Origin of the sequence: Pseudomonas sp. CFII68 (genome assembly GCF_000416195.1) — a bacterium.
Classification (GTDB): domain Bacteria; phylum Pseudomonadota; class Gammaproteobacteria; order Pseudomonadales; family Pseudomonadaceae; genus Aquipseudomonas; species Aquipseudomonas kilonensis.
Genome location: NZ_ATLN01000022.1, coordinates 157,942 through 177,941, shown reverse-complemented (window position 1 = coordinate 177,941; position 20,000 = coordinate 157,942). Strand labels below are relative to the sequence as shown.

21 protein-coding genes are annotated in these 20,000 nt (G+C 61.1%); 12 read left to right on the top strand and 9 right to left on the bottom strand.

What is annotated here, in order from left to right; all coding sequences use genetic code 11:
* Positions 1–739: 739 nt before the first annotated feature.
* Together CFII68_RS23085 and CFII68_RS23090 are read left to right on the top strand one after the other, a co-directional pair.
* Positions 740–1,867 (top strand): saccharopine dehydrogenase NADP-binding domain-containing protein, encoded by a 1,128-nt coding sequence (locus tag CFII68_RS23085; RefSeq protein WP_018601638.1) that lies wholly within the window; start codon positions 740–742, stop codon positions 1,865–1,867.
* 3 nt (positions 1,868–1,870) lie between these two features.
* Complete coding sequence (locus CFII68_RS23090; RefSeq protein ID WP_018601637.1) at positions 1,871–2,365, top strand: DUF2269 domain-containing protein; 495 nt, start codon at positions 1,871–1,873, stop codon at positions 2,363–2,365.
* On the opposite strand, the gene CFII68_RS23095 is transcribed toward CFII68_RS23090, so the two are convergent.
* Entirely contained in the window at positions 2,362–2,847 is a 486-nt protein-coding gene (locus CFII68_RS23095) for a thiol-disulfide oxidoreductase DCC family protein (protein ID WP_018601635.1), read from the bottom strand. The two genes, CFII68_RS23090 and CFII68_RS23095, sit on opposite strands and share 4 nt — an antisense overlap.
* A 112-nt stretch (positions 2,848–2,959) precedes the next feature.
* Here CFII68_RS23095 and CFII68_RS23100 point away from each other — a divergent pair, with 112 nt between their 5' ends.
* A complete protein-coding gene (locus tag CFII68_RS23100; RefSeq protein WP_018601633.1) occupies positions 2,960–3,898 on the top strand; it encodes a hypothetical protein in 939 nt (312 codons plus the stop codon).
* Positions 3,899–3,995: 97 nt separating this feature from the next.
* On the opposite strand, the gene CFII68_RS23105 is transcribed toward CFII68_RS23100, so the two are convergent.
* Positions 3,996–4,232 (bottom strand): hypothetical protein, encoded by a 237-nt coding sequence (locus CFII68_RS23105; RefSeq protein WP_018601631.1) that lies wholly within the window; start codon positions 4,230–4,232, stop codon positions 3,996–3,998.
* A gap of 150 nt (positions 4,233–4,382) precedes the next feature.
* Here CFII68_RS23105 and CFII68_RS0125770 point away from each other — a divergent pair, with 150 nt between their 5' ends.
* Positions 4,383–4,724: a hypothetical protein gene (locus tag CFII68_RS0125770; protein ID WP_033062415.1), complete on the top strand. Its 342-nt coding sequence runs from the start codon at positions 4,383–4,385 to the stop codon at positions 4,722–4,724.
* 105 nt (positions 4,725–4,829) lie between these two features.
* Here the strand turns inward: CFII68_RS0125770 and CFII68_RS23110 are convergent, their stop codons facing one another.
* On the bottom strand, positions 4,830–5,732 hold the full coding sequence (locus CFII68_RS23110) for a LysR family transcriptional regulator (protein WP_018601628.1): 903 nt from the start codon (positions 5,730–5,732) through the stop codon (positions 4,830–4,832).
* Positions 5,733–5,825: 93 nt separating this feature from the next.
* On the opposite strand from CFII68_RS23110, the gene CFII68_RS23115 reads away from it, so the two are divergent.
* The 4 genes from CFII68_RS23115 to CFII68_RS23130 all read left to right on the top strand — a co-directional run bounded on the left by CFII68_RS23115 (position 5,826) and on the right by CFII68_RS23130 (position 9,512).
* On the top strand, positions 5,826–6,833 hold the full coding sequence (locus CFII68_RS23115) for an aldo/keto reductase (protein WP_018601626.1): 1,008 nt from the start codon (positions 5,826–5,828) through the stop codon (positions 6,831–6,833).
* A 112-nt stretch (positions 6,834–6,945) separates the two neighbouring features.
* Complete coding sequence (locus tag CFII68_RS23120; RefSeq protein WP_018601624.1) at positions 6,946–7,740, top strand: DeoR/GlpR family DNA-binding transcription regulator; 795 nt, start codon at positions 6,946–6,948, stop codon at positions 7,738–7,740.
* Between the two features lie 131 nt (positions 7,741–7,871).
* Positions 7,872–8,798 (top strand): Gfo/Idh/MocA family protein, encoded by a 927-nt coding sequence (locus CFII68_RS23125; RefSeq protein ID WP_018601622.1) that lies wholly within the window; start codon positions 7,872–7,874, stop codon positions 8,796–8,798.
* Between the two features lie 15 nt (positions 8,799–8,813).
* On the top strand, positions 8,814–9,512 hold the full coding sequence (locus tag CFII68_RS23130; RefSeq protein WP_018601620.1) for a tRNA (adenine(22)-N(1))-methyltransferase TrmK: 699 nt from the start codon (positions 8,814–8,816) through the stop codon (positions 9,510–9,512).
* 67 nt (positions 9,513–9,579) lie between these two features.
* On the opposite strand, the gene CFII68_RS23135 is transcribed toward CFII68_RS23130, so the two are convergent.
* From CFII68_RS23135 to mhpT, 4 genes are all read right to left on the bottom strand, one after another.
* Positions 9,580–10,008 (bottom strand): hypothetical protein, encoded by a 429-nt coding sequence (locus CFII68_RS23135; RefSeq protein ID WP_018601618.1) that lies wholly within the window; start codon positions 10,006–10,008, stop codon positions 9,580–9,582.
* An 82-nt stretch (positions 10,009–10,090) separates the two neighbouring features.
* Positions 10,091–10,468 (bottom strand): hypothetical protein, encoded by a 378-nt coding sequence (locus CFII68_RS23140; protein ID WP_018601616.1) that lies wholly within the window; start codon positions 10,466–10,468, stop codon positions 10,091–10,093.
* 65 nt (positions 10,469–10,533) lie between these two features.
* A complete protein-coding gene (locus tag CFII68_RS23145; protein ID WP_033062399.1) occupies positions 10,534–11,259 on the bottom strand; it encodes a CPBP family intramembrane glutamic endopeptidase in 726 nt (241 codons plus the stop codon).
* 89 nt (positions 11,260–11,348) lie between these two features.
* Positions 11,349–12,572 (bottom strand): 3-(3-hydroxy-phenyl)propionate transporter MhpT, encoded by a 1,224-nt coding sequence (gene mhpT, locus CFII68_RS23150; protein WP_018601611.1) that lies wholly within the window; start codon positions 12,570–12,572, stop codon positions 11,349–11,351.
* Between the two features lie 313 nt (positions 12,573–12,885).
* Here mhpT and CFII68_RS23155 point away from each other — a divergent pair, with 313 nt between their 5' ends.
* The gene (locus tag CFII68_RS23155) at positions 12,886–14,193 is read left to right on the top strand and encodes an OprD family porin (protein WP_018601609.1); all 1,308 of its coding nucleotides are present in this window, start codon (positions 12,886–12,888) and stop codon (positions 14,191–14,193) included.
* Positions 14,194–14,345: 152 nt separating this feature from the next.
* Here CFII68_RS23155 and CFII68_RS23160 read toward each other — a convergent pair whose 3' ends face one another.
* Entirely contained in the window at positions 14,346–14,831 is a 486-nt protein-coding gene (locus CFII68_RS23160) for a MarR family winged helix-turn-helix transcriptional regulator (RefSeq protein WP_014338127.1), read from the bottom strand.
* 213 nt (positions 14,832–15,044) lie between these two features.
* On the opposite strand from CFII68_RS23160, the gene CFII68_RS23165 reads away from it, so the two are divergent.
* The 3 genes from CFII68_RS23165 (at position 15,045) to CFII68_RS23175 (ending at position 19,451) form a co-directional block, all read left to right on the top strand.
* Positions 15,045–15,875, top strand: a complete 831-nt coding sequence (locus CFII68_RS23165) for a p-hydroxycinnamoyl CoA hydratase/lyase (protein ID WP_018601605.1) — start codon at positions 15,045–15,047, stop codon at positions 15,873–15,875.
* 108 nt (positions 15,876–15,983) lie between these two features.
* Positions 15,984–17,432, top strand: a complete 1,449-nt coding sequence (locus tag CFII68_RS23170; RefSeq protein WP_018601603.1) for an aldehyde dehydrogenase — start codon at positions 15,984–15,986, stop codon at positions 17,430–17,432.
* 141 nt (positions 17,433–17,573) lie between these two features.
* Entirely contained in the window at positions 17,574–19,451 is a 1,878-nt protein-coding gene (locus CFII68_RS23175) for a feruloyl-CoA synthase (RefSeq protein ID WP_033062413.1), read from the top strand.
* Positions 19,452–19,634: 183 nt separating this feature from the next.
* Here the strand turns inward: CFII68_RS23175 and CFII68_RS23180 are convergent, their stop codons facing one another.
* Positions 19,635–19,952: a YqjD family protein gene (locus CFII68_RS23180; protein ID WP_014338130.1), complete on the bottom strand. Its 318-nt coding sequence runs from the start codon at positions 19,950–19,952 to the stop codon at positions 19,635–19,637.
* Positions 19,953–20,000: the final 48 nt, after the last annotated feature.

The following is a 20,000-nucleotide window of genomic DNA, read 5'->3' as shown; positions in this document are numbered from 1 at the left end:
GTGGCGAGGGGATTTATCCCCGCTGGGGCGCAAAGCGGCCCTGAAACCTGGCACCTCGGTGCGTCAGGCTAATTGAGTTGACGACCTGGGGCCGCTGCGCAGCCCAGCGGGGATAAATCCCCTCGCCACAAAAAACAGGTCTGCGCCTGATGAACTGACACACCAACGAACCGCTCTTGTGGCGAGGGAGCTTATCCCCGCTGGGGCGCGAAGCGGCCCTGAAACCTGGCACCTTGGTGGGTCAGGCTAATTGAGTTGACGACCTGGGGCCGCTGCGCAGCCCAGCGGGGATAAATCCCCTCGCCACAAAAAAAACAGGTCTGCGCCTGATGAGTTGGCACACCACCGAACCGCTCTTGTGGCGAGGGAGCTTGCTCCCGCTGGGGCGCGAAGCGGCCCTGAAACCTGGCACCTTGGTGGGTCAGGCTAATTGAGTTGACGACCTGGGGCCGCTGCGCAGCCCAGCGGGGATAAATCCCCTCGCCACAAAAAAAACAGGTCTGCGCCTGATGAGTTGGCACACCACCGAACCGCTCTTGTGGCGAGGGAGCTTGCTCCCGCTGGGGCGCGAAGCGGCCCTGAAACCTGGCACCCTGGTGTGTCAGGCTAATTTGCTGCGCAGCCAGCGGGAGCAAGCTTCCTCGCCACAAAGGGACAGTGACCCACCACAAGGGGTACACCTCCGCGTCTTCCTTGTGGCAAGGTTGCGGGCTTCATCGAATATTTAGGGACGGATGGAATGACGCTCAGGGTGATGGTGGTCGGTGGGTATGGAAACTTCGGCAGTATCGTTTCCAGGCACCTGGTGGTGATGCCAGGTGTAGAACTGGTGATTTCGGGGCGCGACGCCCAAAAACTGCAGCGCAAAGTCGATGAGTTGAACGCTCAATCGGGCGCTGTGTGTGAAAGTTGGTGCGGCGACGCCATGGGCGCGGGCTTCAAATCTGTCCTGGGCTTGATGAACATCCAATGGGTCATCCATACCGGTGGCCCATTTCAAGGGCAGTCCTATGCCGTCGCCGAGAACTGCATCGACGCGGGCGTGAACTACTGCGACCTGTCCGATTCCAGGGCCTTCGTCACCGGCATTAGCGCACTCGACGCCCGGGCAAAACAGGCAGGCGTCGCGGTCCTCAGTGGTTGCAGCTCAGTGCCGACGCTTTCGGCCGCCCTCATCGATCAGCAGCGGCATCGCTTTAAACGCATCGACACGATCGAACATGGTATTTCCTCTTCGGCCAAGATGCCGGGGTTGTCCACTGTCGAAGGCGTTCTGGCCTATGCAGGCAAGCCGATCAAGCAACTCCGGAATGGTCGGGTACATGAGGTCCTGGGATGGCAGGACCTGACGCTTCGTAGAATGCGTTATATGGGGACCCGGGTACTGGCCAATGTCGACGTGCCGGACATGGATATCTTTGCCAGCCGCTATGGTGCCCAGACCCTGAGCTTCAAGGCCGGCTCAGGCCTGAAGCTCGGCGGCATTGCCAACTACCTGCTGGCCCAGGCAACGAGGATGGGGATGGTACGTGACCATGCCCCTTGGGCCGCCAGGCTTCATCGGTGGGGGCTCTGGTTCGAACGATTTGGCGATGGCAAAAGCGCAATGTACATCGACGTCCATGGCATGGGGGCCAATGGCGAACCGTTGTCGATGAACGTGCAGCTCACCGCCATGAACGACAAGGGGCCGGAGATTCCCAGCTGCGCAGCCGTTGCCTTGGCGGTAAAAGTCGCCCAAGGGTATCGGCCCGAACCCGGTGCTCGGGCCTGCGTGGGTGAAATCACCGTCGACGAATACATGGCCGCCATCAGCGATCCCGAAAACTTGAACCTGTCCGTTCACTTCTCTGAGGCGCAGGGCTGACAGATGCTCTATCTTTGCCTGAAGTACCTCCACATCATCGCTGCCATTTTCCTGTTCGGCTTCGGTATGGGGTCCTATCTTTACCTGATCGCGGCCAGCCGCACCGCCAACCCTCAGGTCATTGCCCACGTGGCCAGGACGGTCGTCCAGTTCGACACTTGGATTACCACGCCGGCGGGCTTTATTCAGATAGCGACGGGCTATTTGTTAATGAGACTGGCCGGACTTCCCCTGACCACGGAATGGATAATGACGTCGTTGATCATTTTCTTTTGCGTGGGGGCGCTGTGGCTTCCTGTGCTGGTGCTCCAGAAGCGTTTATACGTGATGGCTTCGAGCGCGGTTGGGGACGGGCGGGCGCTCGATGATCGATACTCATCCGTGTATCAGAAGTGGTTCTGGATGGGCGTTTTTGGATTCTTGGGGATGTTTGTCATTGTGCTGATCATGGTGACGAAGATGACGCCACCTCAGTGGATCGAGCTACTGACGGGCTAAGTACCGATCCGTTCCACCGGATTGCTCCCAGGCGTTGGAGCCTTCAAGAAACGCCGCTCATGATCCGGGCTCGGCAAAAGGCACACGTCGTATTTGCCAAACAGCCAATAACGATTCAGGGCAATGCGATCATAGGCCCAGTCCCGAAGCCTGCGGGGGACGTAGCGCAGCAGCTTCATCGGGCGCCAGGCCCAGGGCAGCAGGGCTACGACTTCAAAAATCGCCTCCGAACGCACCCAGTAATGCTGATCGCGAACCACGGCCATGGTGTCGAACTGCTGCAAGGGCAGGCCCGCCCAGGCAAGTAGGGCTTGCCCTTCGGGCGACTGTACGGAGGCCAACCGCACGCGGCGGGCGTGGTCATGGCGGATCAGGAATTTCGCCCAGCCATTGCACAGTTTACAAACGCCGTCGAACAGGACCACTGTCTCGCCGGGCTTGAGCAAGGGCGCGGGTGAGGGGCGAGTTTGGGAGATGGGCATGAATGTGTGTCTACATGGCGCTTGGTTACCCGGATAATACGCGTGTTCCAGCGTCAAAGGGCGTCCCGAAGGGTTGCTCGACCATGATGATTTCAAAGGCATGATCCGATCCATGAGCGATGACATCTACAACCTGTTCACACGCTTCCAGACCCCCGATCCTGACATCGGCCCACGGGAGCGGGTGCCGATGCTTGCCCAGGAGCAGGCCTGGGCGCGTGAGCGTGCTGCCATGCATCGTTTCAGCTGGATCGTGGTGCTGGTGCCGCCGTTGTGCCTGGGCCCGGTGTTGCCGGGCATCGCGTTTCTGTTGGGGCTGCTGGTCTATCAAGGGTTATCCGCCCCAGGCGTCGACCTTGACCAGATCGTCGGGGATTCCCTTGGCTGGCTTGTGCTCGCCACCTTGCTGTTCATGGCTGCCTGGGTCCTGCATAACTACTTGCGCGATAAGCGCGACCCGACCAAGCGATATTGGCAATCGATGCCTGATCAAGGGCTGGTCGAGCTCGAACACCATACCCTGGTCTCCGGCATCTGCCTGTGGTCCAACGACTATGACCCGGATTGCAATACCCTCATGCAATGGTCCGACGGCAAGGTGAAGTACGTGCAAGACAGCGGTGTGTCGCAATGGATCCTGGCCAAGACCGCGGTGGGGCACTGGCTGGTGCTCAAGGAGGAGTTTTCGGGCGACTTCAGCTACGGGCGGGTAGGGCAAATGCCTGCACCGGACAAGCGGCTGCAACCCCTCCAGCATCTGGCGATTGCTTTCGCCCCCGGCACGAACCTGCAGTTGGGCCGACGTTTCGACGGTGCGCCGATGCCGTTGGTGGAGACGCCGTACTGGCTGTCTGCCGATGAACTCAAGCGCCTGGACGAGGCCGCTCATCACTGGAATTTTTTACCGCCGAACCGCTATGGGGTGGTCAATGACGAGGATGCCGCGTGGGTGCAACGGTTGCTGAACAGGGCGCAAGCGAGCGTTGGGCCTGTAGGAGCTGTCGAGCGAAGCGAGGCTGCGATCTTTCCCAGACATTTGAGCCACAAGTGAAAAGATCGCAGCCTTCGGCAGCTCCTACAGCGCAGCCCAGCGGGAGCAAGCTGAATCGAGCACATTCCTGGAAGTCCGGCCTGTCCTTGGCCGGGTGCTAAAGCCACGTATCCACCACCCGCCGATCCAGTTCCTCCCAATCCGCCATGCCCAATACCCGAGTGGTGTTCAACCCGCGTAAATAACCGCGCAGTTGGTTGGCCGTGGCGCGCCTGAGCTCCGGGTCGGGTTCGGTGCTGCTCAACAGCACGCTTTCGTACTGGATCAGGTAGTCCGCCACCCGCTCACGGAAGTCGGGCAATACCGCGTCGCGAATCAGATCAAACGTTCTCATGGCTATACCTCATCAATCTTTCTCGGCTTGCAACTATTGCTAGGAGTAATAGTGACCATTACCAAATGCAAGTTCTGCTTTGCCGGCAATCATTGGAAAATCAGCGCCATCGAACACGCAGCCCATTTTTTTATTTTCAGGACCCGACCCATGCGCCGTTTATTTTTGCTTGCCCTGGCGTTTTCCCCGTTGTTGCTGGCCGGTTGTGCCTCGGCGCCGAACGACCCGACCTTGACCTTGCAGACCAGCAAGACGCCGGCTCAATACGCTGAATGCGTCGTACCGAAATTGCAGGGCAATGCCTTGAACCCGCTGGTCTCGCAAACCCAGCGCAGCTACCGCATCGTGGTGCCGAGCAAAGTCTCGGCAGATAACGTGCTGGAAGCCTACAAGGCTGGCAGCGGCGGCAAGGTGTTCATCTACGAGCGACATTTGCTGGCCTCCAACCTCTTGCCTTCGAGTTTTGAACGCGCCGCACAGGAATGCATCTGACCGGCCCGTAAACGTTTTTCACTGTGCTCCTTTGGTTGGCCGCAACCAACCAATTCCCTTGCCCCGCACCGTCCTCGGTCGCGGGGCTTTTTTTGCCTGCCGGTTTCAGGTTGGCCCATCATCCGCCCGGATGAACGCGATGAGCGCTTTCAGGGCCGGTGGCACATGGCGTCGGCTGGGGTAGTAGAGAAAAAATCGGCTTGGCGGCGCTTTCCATTGCGCAAGCAGTTCCGTGAGCTGCCCATTGCGGATGTCATCGCGCACCAGCTCCTCGTAGACGTAAGCAATCCCGGCGCCATCTTTTGCGGCCTGGATCATCAGCGCATCGTCTTCAAGAATGAGCGGGCCAGTGACGGACAAACGGATCGGTTGCCCTTCTGCCTGATACTCCCAGGCATAGAGTTTGCCGCTGGGAAAACGTCGGGCGATACAGGCATGGTCGAGCAAGTCCCGTGGGGCCTGGACTATCCCCTTTGCGGCCAGGTAAGCCTGTGAAGCGACGGTCACGAACGATTGAGGAGGGCCGACAGGGACGGCAATCATGTCGCCGGCCAGGCTTTCGCCAAAACGCACGCCAGCGTCAAACCCGCCGTTCACGATGTCGGTCAAGCCATCATCGGTGACCAGGTCCAGTTGAATACGTGGATACCTGGCCACGAATGGCGCGAGCACTTTCGCAAACACCGCACGCGCCGCCGGACGCGCCACGTTGAGGCGAAGCTTGCCGGCCGGCACTTCCTGCATCGAGGTCAGTTGCGCCAGCGCATCGGCAACCTGCTGCAGGGTCGGGGCCAGCGTTGCCAATAGCTGGTGGCCGGCCTCGGTCGGGGTCACGCTGCGCGTGGTGCGGTTGAGCAGCCTGACACCCAGGCGCGCTTCCAGTGCACGCATCGCGTGACTCAATGCAGAAGCCGAAACGCCACGCTCGTCGGAGGCCTTGCGAAAGCTGCGGTGGCGAGCGACGGCGGCAAAGGCATCCAGTTCGGAAAGATCGGGGTGCTGACTCATGAGTGCTGTTCAGTAGTTCAAATACGATTACCCATCTTATCGTCATGAGATCGCTCGCGGATACTGGCCCACATCATCTGTGGAGAACTCGCAATGCAAAAGAATCGTCTTGGATCATCGGATTTTCTGATTTCGCCCATTGGCCTGGGAACCTGGGCCATTGCTGGCACCGGCTGGGAATACAGTTGGGGCGCACAGGATGACGAGGACAGTCTGGGCGCCCTTGAATATGCCGTCGAACGCGGTGTGAACTGGATCGATACGGCGGCGGTTTATGGCTTGGGCCATGCCGAGCAACTGGTCGGGCAACTGTTACGTCGGGTGCCGGCTTCGCGGCGCCCGCTGGTGTTCACCAAGGGCAGTCTGGTCTGGGACCCGGTCACCAAAGCGATCTCGCACTCGCTGGCGCCTCAATCGCTGCTCGCCGAGGTCGAGGCAAGCTTGCGCCGGCTGCAAGTCGAAACCATCGATCTTTATCAGATCCACTGGCCGGCCTTTCCTTCCGACGGTAGCAGCGAAGGAATCGAGAGTGCGCTTTCGGCGTTGGCCACCGCCCGCGAACAGGGAAAAATTCGCGCTATCGGCGTCTCCAATTTCGATGTCGCGCAACTCCAGCGGGCCCAGGCGGTGACCGAGATCGTCTCTCTCCAACCGCCTTATTCCGCCCTGATGCGAGACATCGAGAAGGACATCCTGCCATTTTGCGAGGAGGTGGCAATGGGGGTCTTGGCCTATTCCACCCTTCAATCGGGACTGCTTTCCGGGAGCATGACCCGCGAGCGCATCGCCCAATTGCCCGATGACGATTGGCGCAAGGCCCGAAGCGCGGACTTCCAGGAACCTCGCTTGAGCGCGAACCTGGCGCTGGTCGAGGTCTTGGCCGGTATCGGTGAACGACATGGGGTGAGCGCGGCGGCAGTGGCCATCGCCTGGGTGCTGCGCAAGCCAGTGGTGACCGGTGCCATCGTCGGTGCCCGCCGTCCCGAGCAGGTCGATGGACTGATTGCCGGCGCACAGCTGCGCCTCAGTGCCGAGGAAATCGATGAGATTCAACCTTTCCTGCCCTTGGGTATGGGCACGAATGTCCCTGGGGCCGCTTGACCTTTATCGTTTGGCCGCCCGCTTGAACGAGCGGGTTTGACGCCTCGCTGCATAACCGGCACTATTTGCTCGTTTGTGATCATTAGTGCTCGTTTATGCAGGTTGTAGCATCATGACTTCTCCTCACGAAGCGTTCCCCGGCGAACGCCAGCAATTGATCAGCCAGCGTCTTGCCCGGTATGGCCGGGTGATCGCGGCCGACTTGGCCAGCGAATTCAATGTGTCCGAGCACTCGATACGGCGTGATCTGGGCGCATTGGCAGCGGCGGGGGTGTGCAAGCGCGTTTATGGCGGCGCGATACTCTTGCCCGCTGTCGAAGGGTCGTTGGACGTACGCGTACGCAAAGACCCGGCGCGCAAGGGCAGTCTCGGCCAAGCGGCCGCGGCACTGCTGCGCGCGGGCCAGCACGTCTTCATCGACGCCGGGTCAACCAACCTGGCCGTGGCCTGCGCCATCGATCCGCAACTTCAGTTGACCCTCACCACCAATTCGCCGTTGATTGCGGTTCAGTTGATGAAGCTGCCCCGCGCTGAGGTCATCCTTCTGGGTGGCCGCTTGAGTCCAAACGCGGGGGGTGTGATCGGGCTGACGGCTGTCCAGCAATTGCGTCAGTTCAGTTTTGACGTGTGCTTGCTCGGTGCCTGCGCCATCGATCCGGACAATGGCGTCACGGCGTTCGGCCTGGATGACGCGGAGTTCAAGCGCGCGGTGGTCGCGGCAAGCGGACAGGTGATTGCGGCGGTGACCAATGAGAAGCTCTCCAGCGTTGCCCACTACCAGGTGGCCTCCTGCGAAGAGGTCGCCACCCTGGTGGTCGAGCACGATGCGCCGCGGGAGCGACTCGAACCTTTCTTCGGACGGGTGACCAACGTCGTGACGGCAGCCAGTGAGCCGCGGCAGAGCTGAGGTCTTTGCTGCACGGCTGTTGCCCAATTGCGCAGGACAATCGTATAGAGACTGCACGGCCCCCATTGTCCGCCGGGCGATTTGCGTCTAGTTTGCTGGCCGATCACAAGTACAAAAATCAGGAGTCATCGATGCAACCGATTCGTCTCGGGCTGGTGGGCTACGGCAAGATTGCCCAGGATCAACACGTTCCTGCCATCCACGCCAACCCTGCGTTCCAACTGGTGGCTGTCGCCACGCAAGGGCAGCCTTGCGCCGGGGTGGAGAACTTCCGCTCCCTGGGCGAGTTGCTCGAAAACGGTCCGCAGGTCGATGCCATTGCGTTTTGCACACCGCCACAAGGTCGCTTCGCCCTGGTGCAACAGGCGCTGGCGGCAGGCAAACACGTGCTGGTGGAAAAACCGCCGTGCGCGACCCTGGGGGAGGCGATGGCGTTGGTGGAGCAGGTCCGCGAGCAAGGCGTCAGCGGCCTGTTCGCCTGGCATTCGCGTTACGCGCCGGGCATCGAAGCCGCCCGTGACTGGCTGGCGAGTCGCACCTTGCAGAGCGTGCAGATCGACTGGAAGGAAGACGTGCGCAAGTGGCACCCCGGCCAGGCATGGATCTGGCAACCCGGCGGCTTGGGTGTGTTCGATCCGGGTATCAATGCCTTGTCGATAGTGACCCATCTGCTGGCGTTGCCGCTGTTCGTGGAGTCCGCCGAGTTGCGCGTGCCGGACAACTGCCAGTCGCCGATTGCCGCCAGCATCAAGATGGCCGACGCGCGCCACCTCGATATTCGTGCGGAATTTGATTTCGACCATGGTCATGACGAGCTCTGGAACATCGAGATTCGCTGCGCCGAAGGCGTCCTGCGCCTGGACAACGGCGGTGCACTGTTGAGCATCGACGGCGTGGGCCAGGCTGTTTCCGAGGAAGGCGAGTACGCAGCGGTGTATCGACATTTTCAACAACTGATTGCCGAGCAAACCAGCGACATGGACCTGCAGCCGCTGCGGTTGGTCGCGGACAGCTTTTTTGTCGGCAGCCGGACGGCGGTCGAGCCGTTCTACGATTAATCCAGGGAATTGCAGTTGAACGAACAGACCTTGTCCATGCGCCTGGAGCGCGTGGCGGCGCATATGCCGGCGGGCGCGCGCCTGGCCGATATCGGCTCGGATCACGCTTACCTGCCGGTGGCCTTGCTGCGCCGTGGCGCCATCGTGATGGCGGTGGCGGGCGAGGTGGCGCTGACGCCGTTTCGCGCCGCCGAACGCACCGTTGGCGAGAATGGCCTGGAACAGCAGATCAGCGTGCGCCTGGCCAATGGCCTGGCGGCGATTGAGCCGGAAGACGGGATCACGGCGATCAGCCTCTGTGGCATGGGCGGCGAGACGATCCGCGACATCCTGGACAGCGGCAAAGCGCGGTTGAGCGGTCAGGAGCGCCTGATCCTGCAACCCAATGGCGGTGAACAACCGCTGCGCCAATGGCTGATGGAGAACGACTACCGCATCCTCTGCGAGGAAGTGCTGCGGGAAAATCGTTTCTACTACGAGATCATCGTCGCCGAGCGCGCCGGGCCGGTGACGTACACGGCCGAGGAGCTGTACTTCGGCCCGCTGCAGCTGCAAGCCCGCACCCCGATCTTCCTGGCCAAGTGGCAGCGCCTGCTGCGCCAGAAGCAAAAGACCCTCACCAGCTTCGCCAAGGCGCGGCAAGCCGTGCCGGAAGAGAAGCTGCAAGAGGTTGCTCGGCAGGTCCGGTGGATCAGCGAGCTGTTGGCCGCCTGAGACCTTGTGGTGAGGGAGCTTGCTTTCGCTGGGCTGCGTAGCAGCCCCCCGTTGGTGAACGCTGCATTCAGAGCACCGAGACCGATGCCTGCGCCAGGATCGTCTCCTCGATCAGCGCGGCGACTTCCTTTGCCCCGAAGCAGCGAAACTTGATGCACTGCTCGTCAGTGTCCAGTCGGACGATATGGGTGATAAGACTCTTTTCGAATCTGACATTTCGGATCGATGCCAATGGGACCTCAATATCCAGGGTTCCATCTTGGGCAATTCGATTCATCCAATTGGCGTTCAAGTGAATCGTGGTCGGGGTCAGCAGCATCTTCCCGCCTACCCAAAGTCCCCCGTGTTTTTCCTTGAATTTCTTCAGTGCCTTGCCCAGCACACCCGCATCGCCAGCCCCAGCGATAGTAAAAAAAGCCTCGGCGTTGTCTTGATTCAACTCAGCGTCGACCACCAGAAAACCGACCCCCTTGGACTTCACAATTTTTTCCAGCATCTACGCATTTCCTTGAAGTATTGATGTTCCATTTCGACAGGCATTACGACGATTGTCGCTAATGTCCCCGCCTTGTCATTACCTACTGACCGACCACTGAATAGTGTTTGATACGACACGCATACGAGTTACCGTCGCCTTTACAAACGCCATCCAGGTAGCGGTAGTCCACTCGTACCGACTGCCCTTTGCCGGGCCATTGTCGGCGGGGCAGCGTGGCTTGGTAGTCCGGGGTTTCCGGGGTGAAGGTGAGCGATGAGCCTTGTGCAGGACACTCCACCGAGGCGGATTTCGGCCGGGCTTTCACGATCTGCGCCTGAAGCTGCGGATAGGGTTGTTTCAGGACCTCGACGATACGCAGCTCCATATGGCAGATCTGCCACGTCGAGGCCTGGACGGGCTCGCACAGGAAGGGGAGCGTCAAGGCAAGCAGTCCGAGGCACGCTGCGTGAGTGTTCATGGTTACCCTTGTTTGAGGTGCTGGCGTTCGCGAAATCATCGTCTGGTATTGCACCTTTGCCTGATTCAACCGTAAAGCCCCATCAGCGAGAAAGACCTGTCAGTGGTCAGTGCGACAATTTCGGCCAGCGAATGCAGGAGCACCGGCACCAGCAGGCCACCGCTGACCACTCTCGCAACAGCGAATACGCCTCCACAGGCGAAGATCAGCGCGACAGTCATCCAATTCCCGTATTGGATGTGCATGCTGGCGAACACGGCTGACGTGACGATGATCGCGATCCATGTCCAGGCACGGCTGTTCTCGTAGGGGAACAGCCGGAGCATGTAATGGCGGAAAAATAACTCTTCAGCGATGGGCGGCAGCACGATCAGCGAGGCGATCTTGATCGTGGCCTGCCAACCGTTGAGCCCCTCCAGGAGCTCGGCTATGAATACTTCTCGCGGCAACTCCAGCACGAATATGGCGACCCCGAAAAGCAGGTAGGCCCCAATGATGCCAAGCGCCCCCCACCGCAGGGGGGTGCTTATGGAATGACCGCGCCATTGGGTGCGCGCATCGGCACGGTATTGCAAGGCGAAGAGGGCGAGGAGAACGAGCGCGGTGATACCGGAGGTTGTCGTGAACGCCAGGTAGGCCTGCATGTCTGCGGGTACGAAAAGGACCTCGGGCACTGCTGCCAGGAAGACGACCAGGGTGGCAAGCGCAAACATCCCGAGTCGGGGAAAAAAGCGGTAGGGCGATAAAGTGGAGGCTGATGCCAACTCAGAGGCGGTACACAGATTCGTCACAGTCACTCCATGAGTGCAAGGAAAAAGGCATGATGCCAGTGTTTTGATCTTCTGGGATGAGCGCCTATCGACTTTGTGGGACGGCCTGCTCAGGAATGCCCCCCAACCGGTTTTGTCGTACTCAACCGCGGCGCTGCCGAATGACGAATCACACTAAGAATAGCCAGCGTCGCAACCACCAACCCAGGAGACGTCGCCAGCAATACGGCCGTGGTCCCACCCCCGGCTGCCAGGATCTGCCCGGCAGCCAGAGGCCCGGCCACCGATCCCAGGCGTCCGATGGCCACTGCTGCACCAACCCCCGTTGCACGGATGGCCGTAGGGTAGGAGGGCGGTGCCAGGGCATAGAGGACCAATTGCGCGGCCATGACGAACAACCCGACGGCGAACCCGGCAATGGCCATCGGCACGATGCCGACGGACAACCCGACCCCGGCCAGGGCGCTCAGCAGGCCGGCATAGACGAACAGCACCACCTTGATGCCGTTGCAACGGTCCAACAGCAGGCCGCCGAGCAACGAGCCAAGCGCTCCGCCGATGTTGAACAGCATCTGCACCAGGCCAGCCTGGGGTTTGCTGAAGCCTTGTTCCAGCAGCAACGACGGTAGCCAGTTGAGCAACATGTACATCACCGTCAAGGTGAAGAAATAACTCAGCCACAGCGCCATGGTGGTACGGCCGCGACCTTCACCGAACAGCGCCTGGGCGGTGGAATCGCGCGATGAACCACCATCCTGCGCCTGGCGAAAGGCGCTGGACTCGGGGAGCCACAAGAGCATCAGCGGGACCACCAGCAAGGGCGCCAACCCACCGATGAAAAACGTCATCTGCCAGTGTTCGCCAAACAACATGGCGACCACTGCCGCCAACGCACCACCCAACGGCACGCCCGCATACATCACGCTGATGGCCGTGCCCCGGCGCTGCTCGCCCACGGCTTCGGCGCACAGGGCGATGAGGTTGGGCAGGGCGGCGCCCAGGCCCAGGCCGGTCATGAAGCGCACCAGCAAGAGGCTGGAGAAGTGTTCGACATAAGCGGTGCTGAGGGAAAACACGCCGAACAGCAAGACCGCGGCGACGAGGATTTTCTTGCGACCGATGCGATCCGCGATCCAGCCACCGAAGAACGCACCTGGCAACAGCCCGATGATCCCGGCGCTGAATACCCAACCCATCATTTTCGGGTCGAGGGCAAACGTCTGTCGCAGCCCAGCGGCTGCGGTACCGGCTGATTGCAGGTCGAAACCCTCGATCAATGCAACGATGAAACACAAGGCGATGGTCAGCGTCGCACGACGCGCCGGCTGGTTCATGGCAAATCCTCTTATTGTTTTTGTGAGGGAACACCGGCTCGGAGGAAAACCGGCGGGTGCATTTAAGATTAACAAAGCTAACTAAAAAATGAAGGCGGCCAAAGGGAATTCAATAACGGACCAGATCATTAAGAAAATCAGCGGTTTGGCGAGAATCTTCAGGCTAATTGATAAATTAGTTAATGATATTAATGTTCGATTATCGGTCATTGTTGATTGACGAAGCACCCGTGCGGTTTCCATTCTTGGTTCCCTCGGCCCCCATCACCAAGGCTGGGCCGAACAAAACAACAACAATAAGTGGATATCGAACATGCCAAACCTTGCCCGGGCCGCCCTGACGGCGCGCCCTGTTTCATCGCTCGTTCATCTGCTGGCCTGTCTCGGGCTGAGCCTGGGGGCTCCCACCTTGCGGGCGGAGGGCTTCATCGACGACAGCCACGGTACCCTGACCCTGCGCAATTACTACATGGACCGCGACTACAAGGACGACGGCGCCAAGACCGCGGCCAGGGAGTGGGCTCAAGGTGTGTTCATGAACGTCGAGTCGGGGTTTACCCCAGGCACGGTTGGGTTCGGCCTCGACGTGAGGGGATTGCTGGGCATCAAGCTCGACTCGTCGCCGGACCGAAGCGGCACCGAACTGTTGCCGGTGTCGAGCAGCGATAAGCGCGCGGCGGATGAGTATTCGCGCCTGGGCGTGACCGGCAAGCTGCGTTTTGCGCAAACCACAGTGAAGACCGGCGATGTGTCGATCTTCCTGCCGTTTGCCTTTGCCAGCCCGTCGCGGCTGCTGCCGCAGACCTTTCGCGGGACGACCCTCAGTTCCAAGGACATCGACGGTTTGACGTTGAACACCGGTTATATCGATCGCATCGCCCGGCGCGATTCCACCGACTACCAAGCGATGAGCATCGCCTCGCCCAACCGTCGTTTCAACGGTGCGGCGACTTCTTCCCACATGGCGTACGTGGGCGGTGACTACCAGGTCAACAAAGACCTCAGCCTGCGGGCTTACCACGCCGAAGTGGCGGATTTGTATCAACAGAACACCCTGGCGTTGTTGCACAACCTGCCCTTGGGCGAAGGCGTCCTGACCACCGACCTGCGCAGTTTTTTCAGCGACGAAGACGGTGCGGCCAAGGCTGGAAAGGTGGATAACCGCAATGTCTCGGCGCTGGTCGGTTATCGCCTGGGCGGGCATCGCGTGAGCCTGGGCTACATGCATGCCAGTGGCGATACGGCCACGCCTTATGTGTCCGGCACCGAGCTGATGGGCTTGAGCGAAATGACCATGAGCTCGGACTTCCTCAATGCCAAGGAGCGCACCTGGCAGGCGATCCATGACTACGACTTTGCGGCCGTGGGCGTGCCGGGCCTGCGGAGTCGGCTGCGTTATGTGCGTGGCGATCACATCGAACTGGCGGCCCTCAATGCCGAGGATCGCAAGGAGCGCGAGTTCCAGATGGAGCTGGGGTACGTGATCCAGGGTGGCCCGCTGAAAAACGTCGGGCTGCTGGCACGCAAATCGATCTATCGCAACAACTTCCCGGGTACGGCGGCATTTCGCGACGAGAACCAGACCCGGTTCCTGGTGACGTACAGTGTGCCGATCTGGTGAGTTTCGAGGTGCCTGGCTAGCTCTTGTGGGAGCAAGGCTTGCCCGCGATGAACGCACTGCGGTTTTTCAGAAATCGAGGTGCCTTCGTCGCGAGCAAGCTTTGCTCCCACATAGCGGGAGCAAGCTCCCTCGCCACAGGGGAGCGGTGTCCTTTATTGGTAAACCTTCTTCAACAACCGCAGCAATTCCTCACGCTCAGCCCCTGACAGGGTCGCCGTGGAGTCGAGGTCGCTCTGCGCGGCGATTTGCTTGAGTTCCTTGAGCAACGTTTCGCCGGTCTTGCTCAGGAAAATCCCGTAGGAGCGTTTATCCGGCTTGCAGCGCACGCGCACGGCCAGGGCGCGGCTTTCCAGTTTGTTGAGCAGCGGCACCACTTGCGGCGGTTCGATCGTCAGGGCCTTGGCCAGGTCGGCCTGCATCAGGCCTGGATTCTGGTCGATGATCGCCAGGGCCGAAAACTGGGCAGGGCGCAGATCGTGGACGGCAAGCCGGCCAATCAGGTTCTGGAACAGTTTCAACTGGGCGCGGCGCAGGGCGTAACCGATCAGGTCGTCCAGCGCGGAATCCAACGGCGCTTGCGCGTCGGTACCAGCGGCCAGGGGCTCGGCGGGTTCGGCAAGCTTGGAAGACTTGGCCATCGAAGTGAACTTCCTCAAGGTAAGTGGTTAACAAGGCTATCCAGTTTGCCGGGGTTGCGACGCCCTGGCTATGGGGTCGCGCATATTCGAGATTTGTAACCCTCGATCCAGGCCCGGAAAAATACAGATAAATCGATTAATGGTTAATTGACATAACTAATTTTCCGGTTTAGTTTTTGATCATCTTCAGCCAAGAACAAGAGAGCACGCATCATGAGCAATTACGAAGGTCGCTGGAAAACGGTCAAGGTCGAAATCGAGGAGGGCATCGCCTGGGTCATCCTCAATCGCCCGGAAAAACGCAACGCCATGAGCCCGACCCTCAACCGCGAGATGATCGACGTGCTCGAGACCTTGGAGCAGGATCCGGCCGCTGGCGTATTGGTGCTGACCGGGGCCGGTGATGCCTGGACCGCTGGCATGGACCTCAAGGAATATTTCCGCGAAGTGGATGCCGGGCCGGAAATCCTCCAGGAAAAAATCCGTCGTGAAGCCTCGCAATGGCAGTGGAAGCTGCTGCGCATGTACGCCAAGCCAACCATCGCCATGGTCAACGGCTGGTGCTTTGGTGGCGGTTTCAGCCCGCTGGTGGCGTGCGACCTGGCGATCTGCGCCGACGAAGCGACCTTCGGGCTCTCGGAAATCAACTGGGGCATCCCGCCGGGTAACCTGGTCAGCAAGGCCATGGCCGATACCGTGGGCCATCGCCAATCGCTGTACTACATCATGACCGGCAAGACCTTCGGTGGGCAGAAAGCCGCCGAGATGGGCCTGGTCAACGAAAGCGTGCCCCTGGCGCAGCTGCGTGAAGTCACTGTGGAGCTGGCGCGCAACCTGCTGGAGAAGAATCCGGTGGTGCTGCGAGCCGCCAAGCATGGTTTCAAGCGCTGCCGCGAGCTGACCTGGGAGCAGAACGAGGATTACCTGTACGCCAAGCTCGACCAGTCGCGCCTGCTCGATACCGAAGGCGGCCGCGAGCAGGGCATGAAGCAGTTCCTGGACGACAAGAGCATCAAGCCTGGCTTGCAAACCTATAAGCGCTGAAACGACAGGCGAATGGCAGGCCGCATCCCGCTGTTCGCTGCGTCGCCCTGGCGCTACTGTTACACCGCTGCGATGTATTCCCGATAAAGACAATAAAGAGGAATCACCATGCTGGACGTGCCCCTGTTGATTGGCGGCCAGTCGTGCCCGGCCCGTGACGGCCGGACCTTCGAACGCTGCAACCCGGTGACCGGTGAGGTGGTGTCTCGCGTGGCCGCCGCCACCCTGGAAGATGCCGACGCCGCCGTGGCCGCAGCCCAAGCGGCGTTTCCCGCCTGGGCCGCGCTGGCACCCAACGAGCGCCGGACGCGACTGTTGCGTGCCGCCGAGCAGTTGCAGGCCCGCAGCAGTGAATTCGTCGCTGCTGCCGGCGAGACCGGTGCCATGGCCAATTGGTACGGTTTCAACGTGCACCTGGCGGCGAACATGCTGCGCGAAGCCGCTTCCATGACCACCCAGATCAACGGCGAAATCATTCCTTCGGACGTGCCTGGCAGTTTCGCCATGGCCCTGCGTCAGCCTTGCGGCGTGGTACTGGGCATCGCCCCCTGGAATGCCCCGGTGATTCTCGCCACCCGCGCCATCGCCATGCCCCTGGCCTGCGGTAACACCGTGGTGCTCAAGGCTTCTGAAATAAGCCCGGCGGTGCACCGGCTGATCGGCCAGGTGTTGCAAGACGCCGGGCTGGGTGACGGTGTGGTCAACGTGATCTGTAACGCACCTGCCGATGCGCCGGCCATCGTCGAGCGGTTGATCGCCAACCCGGCGGTGCGCCGGGTCAATTTCACCGGTTCGACCCACGTCGGGCGCATCGTCGGCGAACTGTCGGCGCGCCACCTCAAACCTGCGTTGCTGGAGCTCGGTGGCAAGGCGCCGCTGCTGGTGCTGGACGATGCTGATCTGGACGCCGCGGTGCAAGCAGCGGCCTTCGGCGCCTACTTCAACCAGGGCCAGATCTGCATGTCCACCGAGCGATTGATCGTCGATGCCCGTGTGGCGGATGAGTTCATCGCCCGCTTGACCGCCAAGATCGCCACCCTGCGCGCCGGCGATCCGACGGCCGCTGATTCGGTGTTGGGCTCGTTGGTCGACGTCAGTGCCGGCCAACGCATCAAGGGGCTGATCGACGATGCCCTGGCCAAAGGCGCAACGCTGGTCACGGGTGGACAGTTGGAAGGCAGCATCCTGCAACCGACCTTGCTCGACGGTGTCACTGCGCAGATGCGCCTGTACCGCGAAGAGTCCTTCGGGCCGGTGGCCGTGCTGCTGCGCGGTGACGGCGATGAAGAACTGCTGCGCCTGGCCAACGATTCCGAGTTCGGCCTGTCGGCTGCCATCTTCAGTCGCGACACGAGTCGTGCTCTAGCCTTGGCCCAGCGGGTCGAGTCGGGCATTTGCCACATCAACGGGCCGACCGTGCACGACGAGGCGCAGATGCCCTTCGGTGGGGTCAAGTCCAGTGGTTACGGCAGCTTTGGCGGCAAGGCGTCCATCGAGCATTTCACCCAGTTGCGTTGGGTGACCCTGCAGAACGGTCCCCGGCATTACCCGATCTGAAACCCGTCGCATTGCGGGCGGTCGAGTCTTGAAGGCCGTCGCCCCGATGCAGGCCAGAATAACAATGACAAGGCCGCAGCCTAGTGCTGCCACGCTCCGCTCGCATCGCGACCCGAGTGTGCCTTGGTGGAGGAAATGTACGTGAGTTCCGAGTCCAGATCGTCCTCCCGACCCGAGGCCGGGCGGTATCGCCAGGTGTCGATTGGTCATCCTGCCGTCGAAGTCCGGGAAGAGCGTGGCATCTTGCACATGCGCTCCCTGGAACCCCTGGCCCCGCTGCCGGCGCGGTTGCTCGATCGCCTGGTGCACTGGGCCGAGGTGCGCCCAGAGCAGACGTTCATCGCGGCCCGTGAAGCCGGCGGTGACTGGCGTCGAGTCAGTTATGCGCAAATGCTCGACAGTGTCCGGGCCATCGCCCAAAGCCTGCTCGGTTACGGTTTGTCGGCTGAAAAACCCTTGGCGCTGCTCTCCGGCAACGACATCGAGCACCTGCAAATGGCCCTCGGCGCGATGTACGCCGGCATTCCTTATTGCCCGGTGTCGCCGGCCTATTCATTGCTGTCCCAGGATTTCGCCAAGCTGCGCCACGTCTGCGATCTGTTGCAGCCGGGGCTGGTGTTTGTCAGTGAAGCCGCACCGTTCGAGCGGGCGATCACCGCCGTATTGCCAGCGGACGTGCCCTTGATCACGGTGCATGGCGAGATGGCCGGTCGGCCCAGGACAAGCTTCGCCAGCCTGCTGGCCCAACCCGGCGGCGTCGAGGCCGAGCAGGCGTTCGCCGCCACCGGTCCGGACAGCATCGCCAAGTTCCTGTTTACCTCAGGCTCCACCAAGCTGCCCAAGGCGGTGATCACCACCCAGCGCATGCTTTGCGCCAATCAGCAGATGCTGTTGCAGACCTTTCCGGTGTTCGGCGAGGTGCCGCCGGTGCTGGTGGACTGGCTGCCGTGGAACCACACGTTCGGCGGTAGCCACAACGTCGGCATCGTGCTGTACAACGGCGGCACGTTCTACCTGGACGACGGTAAACCCACTGCCCAGGGCTTCGCCGAAACCTTGCGCAACCTCAAGGAAATTTCGCCGACCGCTTACCTGACCGTGCCCAAGGGCTGGGAGGAACTGGTCAACGCCCTGGAGCGGGATGGGGAGTTGCGCGAGCGCTTTTTCAAGCGCATCAGCCTGTTCTTCTTCGCCGCGGCGGGCCTTTCCCAAAGCACCTGGGACCGGCTCGACAAGGTCGCCGAGCAGCATTGCGGCGAACGTATCCGCATGATGGCGGGCCTGGGCATGACCGAGGCGGCGCCGTCCTGCACCTTCACCACCGGGCCGTTGTCCATGGCCGGCTACATCGGCCTTCCAGCGCCTGGCTGCGAGGTGCGCCTGGTGCCGGTGGACGGCAAGTTCGAAGGGCGTTTTCGCGGTCCGCACATCATGCCCGGCTACTGGCGCTCGCCGCAGCAAACGGCCGAGGTATTCGACGAGGACGGTTTCTACTGTTCGGGGGATGCGATCAAGCTGGCCGATGCCGGCCATCCGCAACTGGGGCTGATGTTCGATGGGCGGATTGCCGAGGATTTCAAATTGTCTTCCGGTGTCTTCGTCAGCGTCGGGCCGTTGCGCAACCGGGCGGTGCTGGAGGGCACGCCTTACGTGCAGGACCTGGTGATCACCGCACCGGATCGCGAGTGCCTGGGGGCGCTGGTGTTCCCACGGCTTGCTGAATGCCGGCGCCTGTCAGGCCTGGGCGCGGACGCCAGTGACGCCCAGGTCCTCGCCAGCCCGTCGGTACGTCAATGGTTCGCCGACTGGCTGCAACGCCTGAATCGCGAAGCCAGCGGCAACGCCAGTCGCGTGGAGTGGATCGCCTTGCTCGATGAGCCAGCCTCCATCGACCGCGGTGAAATCACCGACAAGGGCTCGATCAACCAACGGGCGGTGTTGCAGTGGCGGGCGGGGAAGGTCGAGGCGCTGTATCGCGGGGAGGATGCGTCGATCCTGCGGGCGGGGACGTTGGGCTAAGCACAAAGCCATGTGGGAGCGGGCTTGCTCGCGAAGACGGTCTATCAGTCAAGGATAATGTCGACTGACACACCGCCTTCGCGAGCAAGCCCGCTCCCACAGTGGATTTGTGGTGTAGGCAATATTTGTGTGCGCCACCGGCCCCTATGGGAGTCGGGCTTGCCCGCGCACAGGTCGTGATGTTTAACGCCGCCCCAGCAGCAAGCCCACCACCAGCCCGAAACCGGCGGAAATCGCCACGGTCTGCCAAGGGTGGCCGCCAATATAGACCTCAGTGGCATCGACCATCGGACGGGTACGTTCCCGTGCGCTGGCGACCGAATCAAGCGCTTGCTGCAGTTTCTGGGAGATCTGGCCGCGCAGGTCGTCAGCTTCTTCACCCACCAGCGAGGCACTGCTTTTGAGCAGTTTCTCCGATTCCTCGATCAACGCCTTCAGTTCGCTGAAGGCTTGATCCTTGATTTGCTCTCCATTCGCTTGCACGGTGCTTTTACGGGCCATTGAAGTGCTCCTTGTTGATGATGGCATTGATCAATGGAGTGCTGCGCT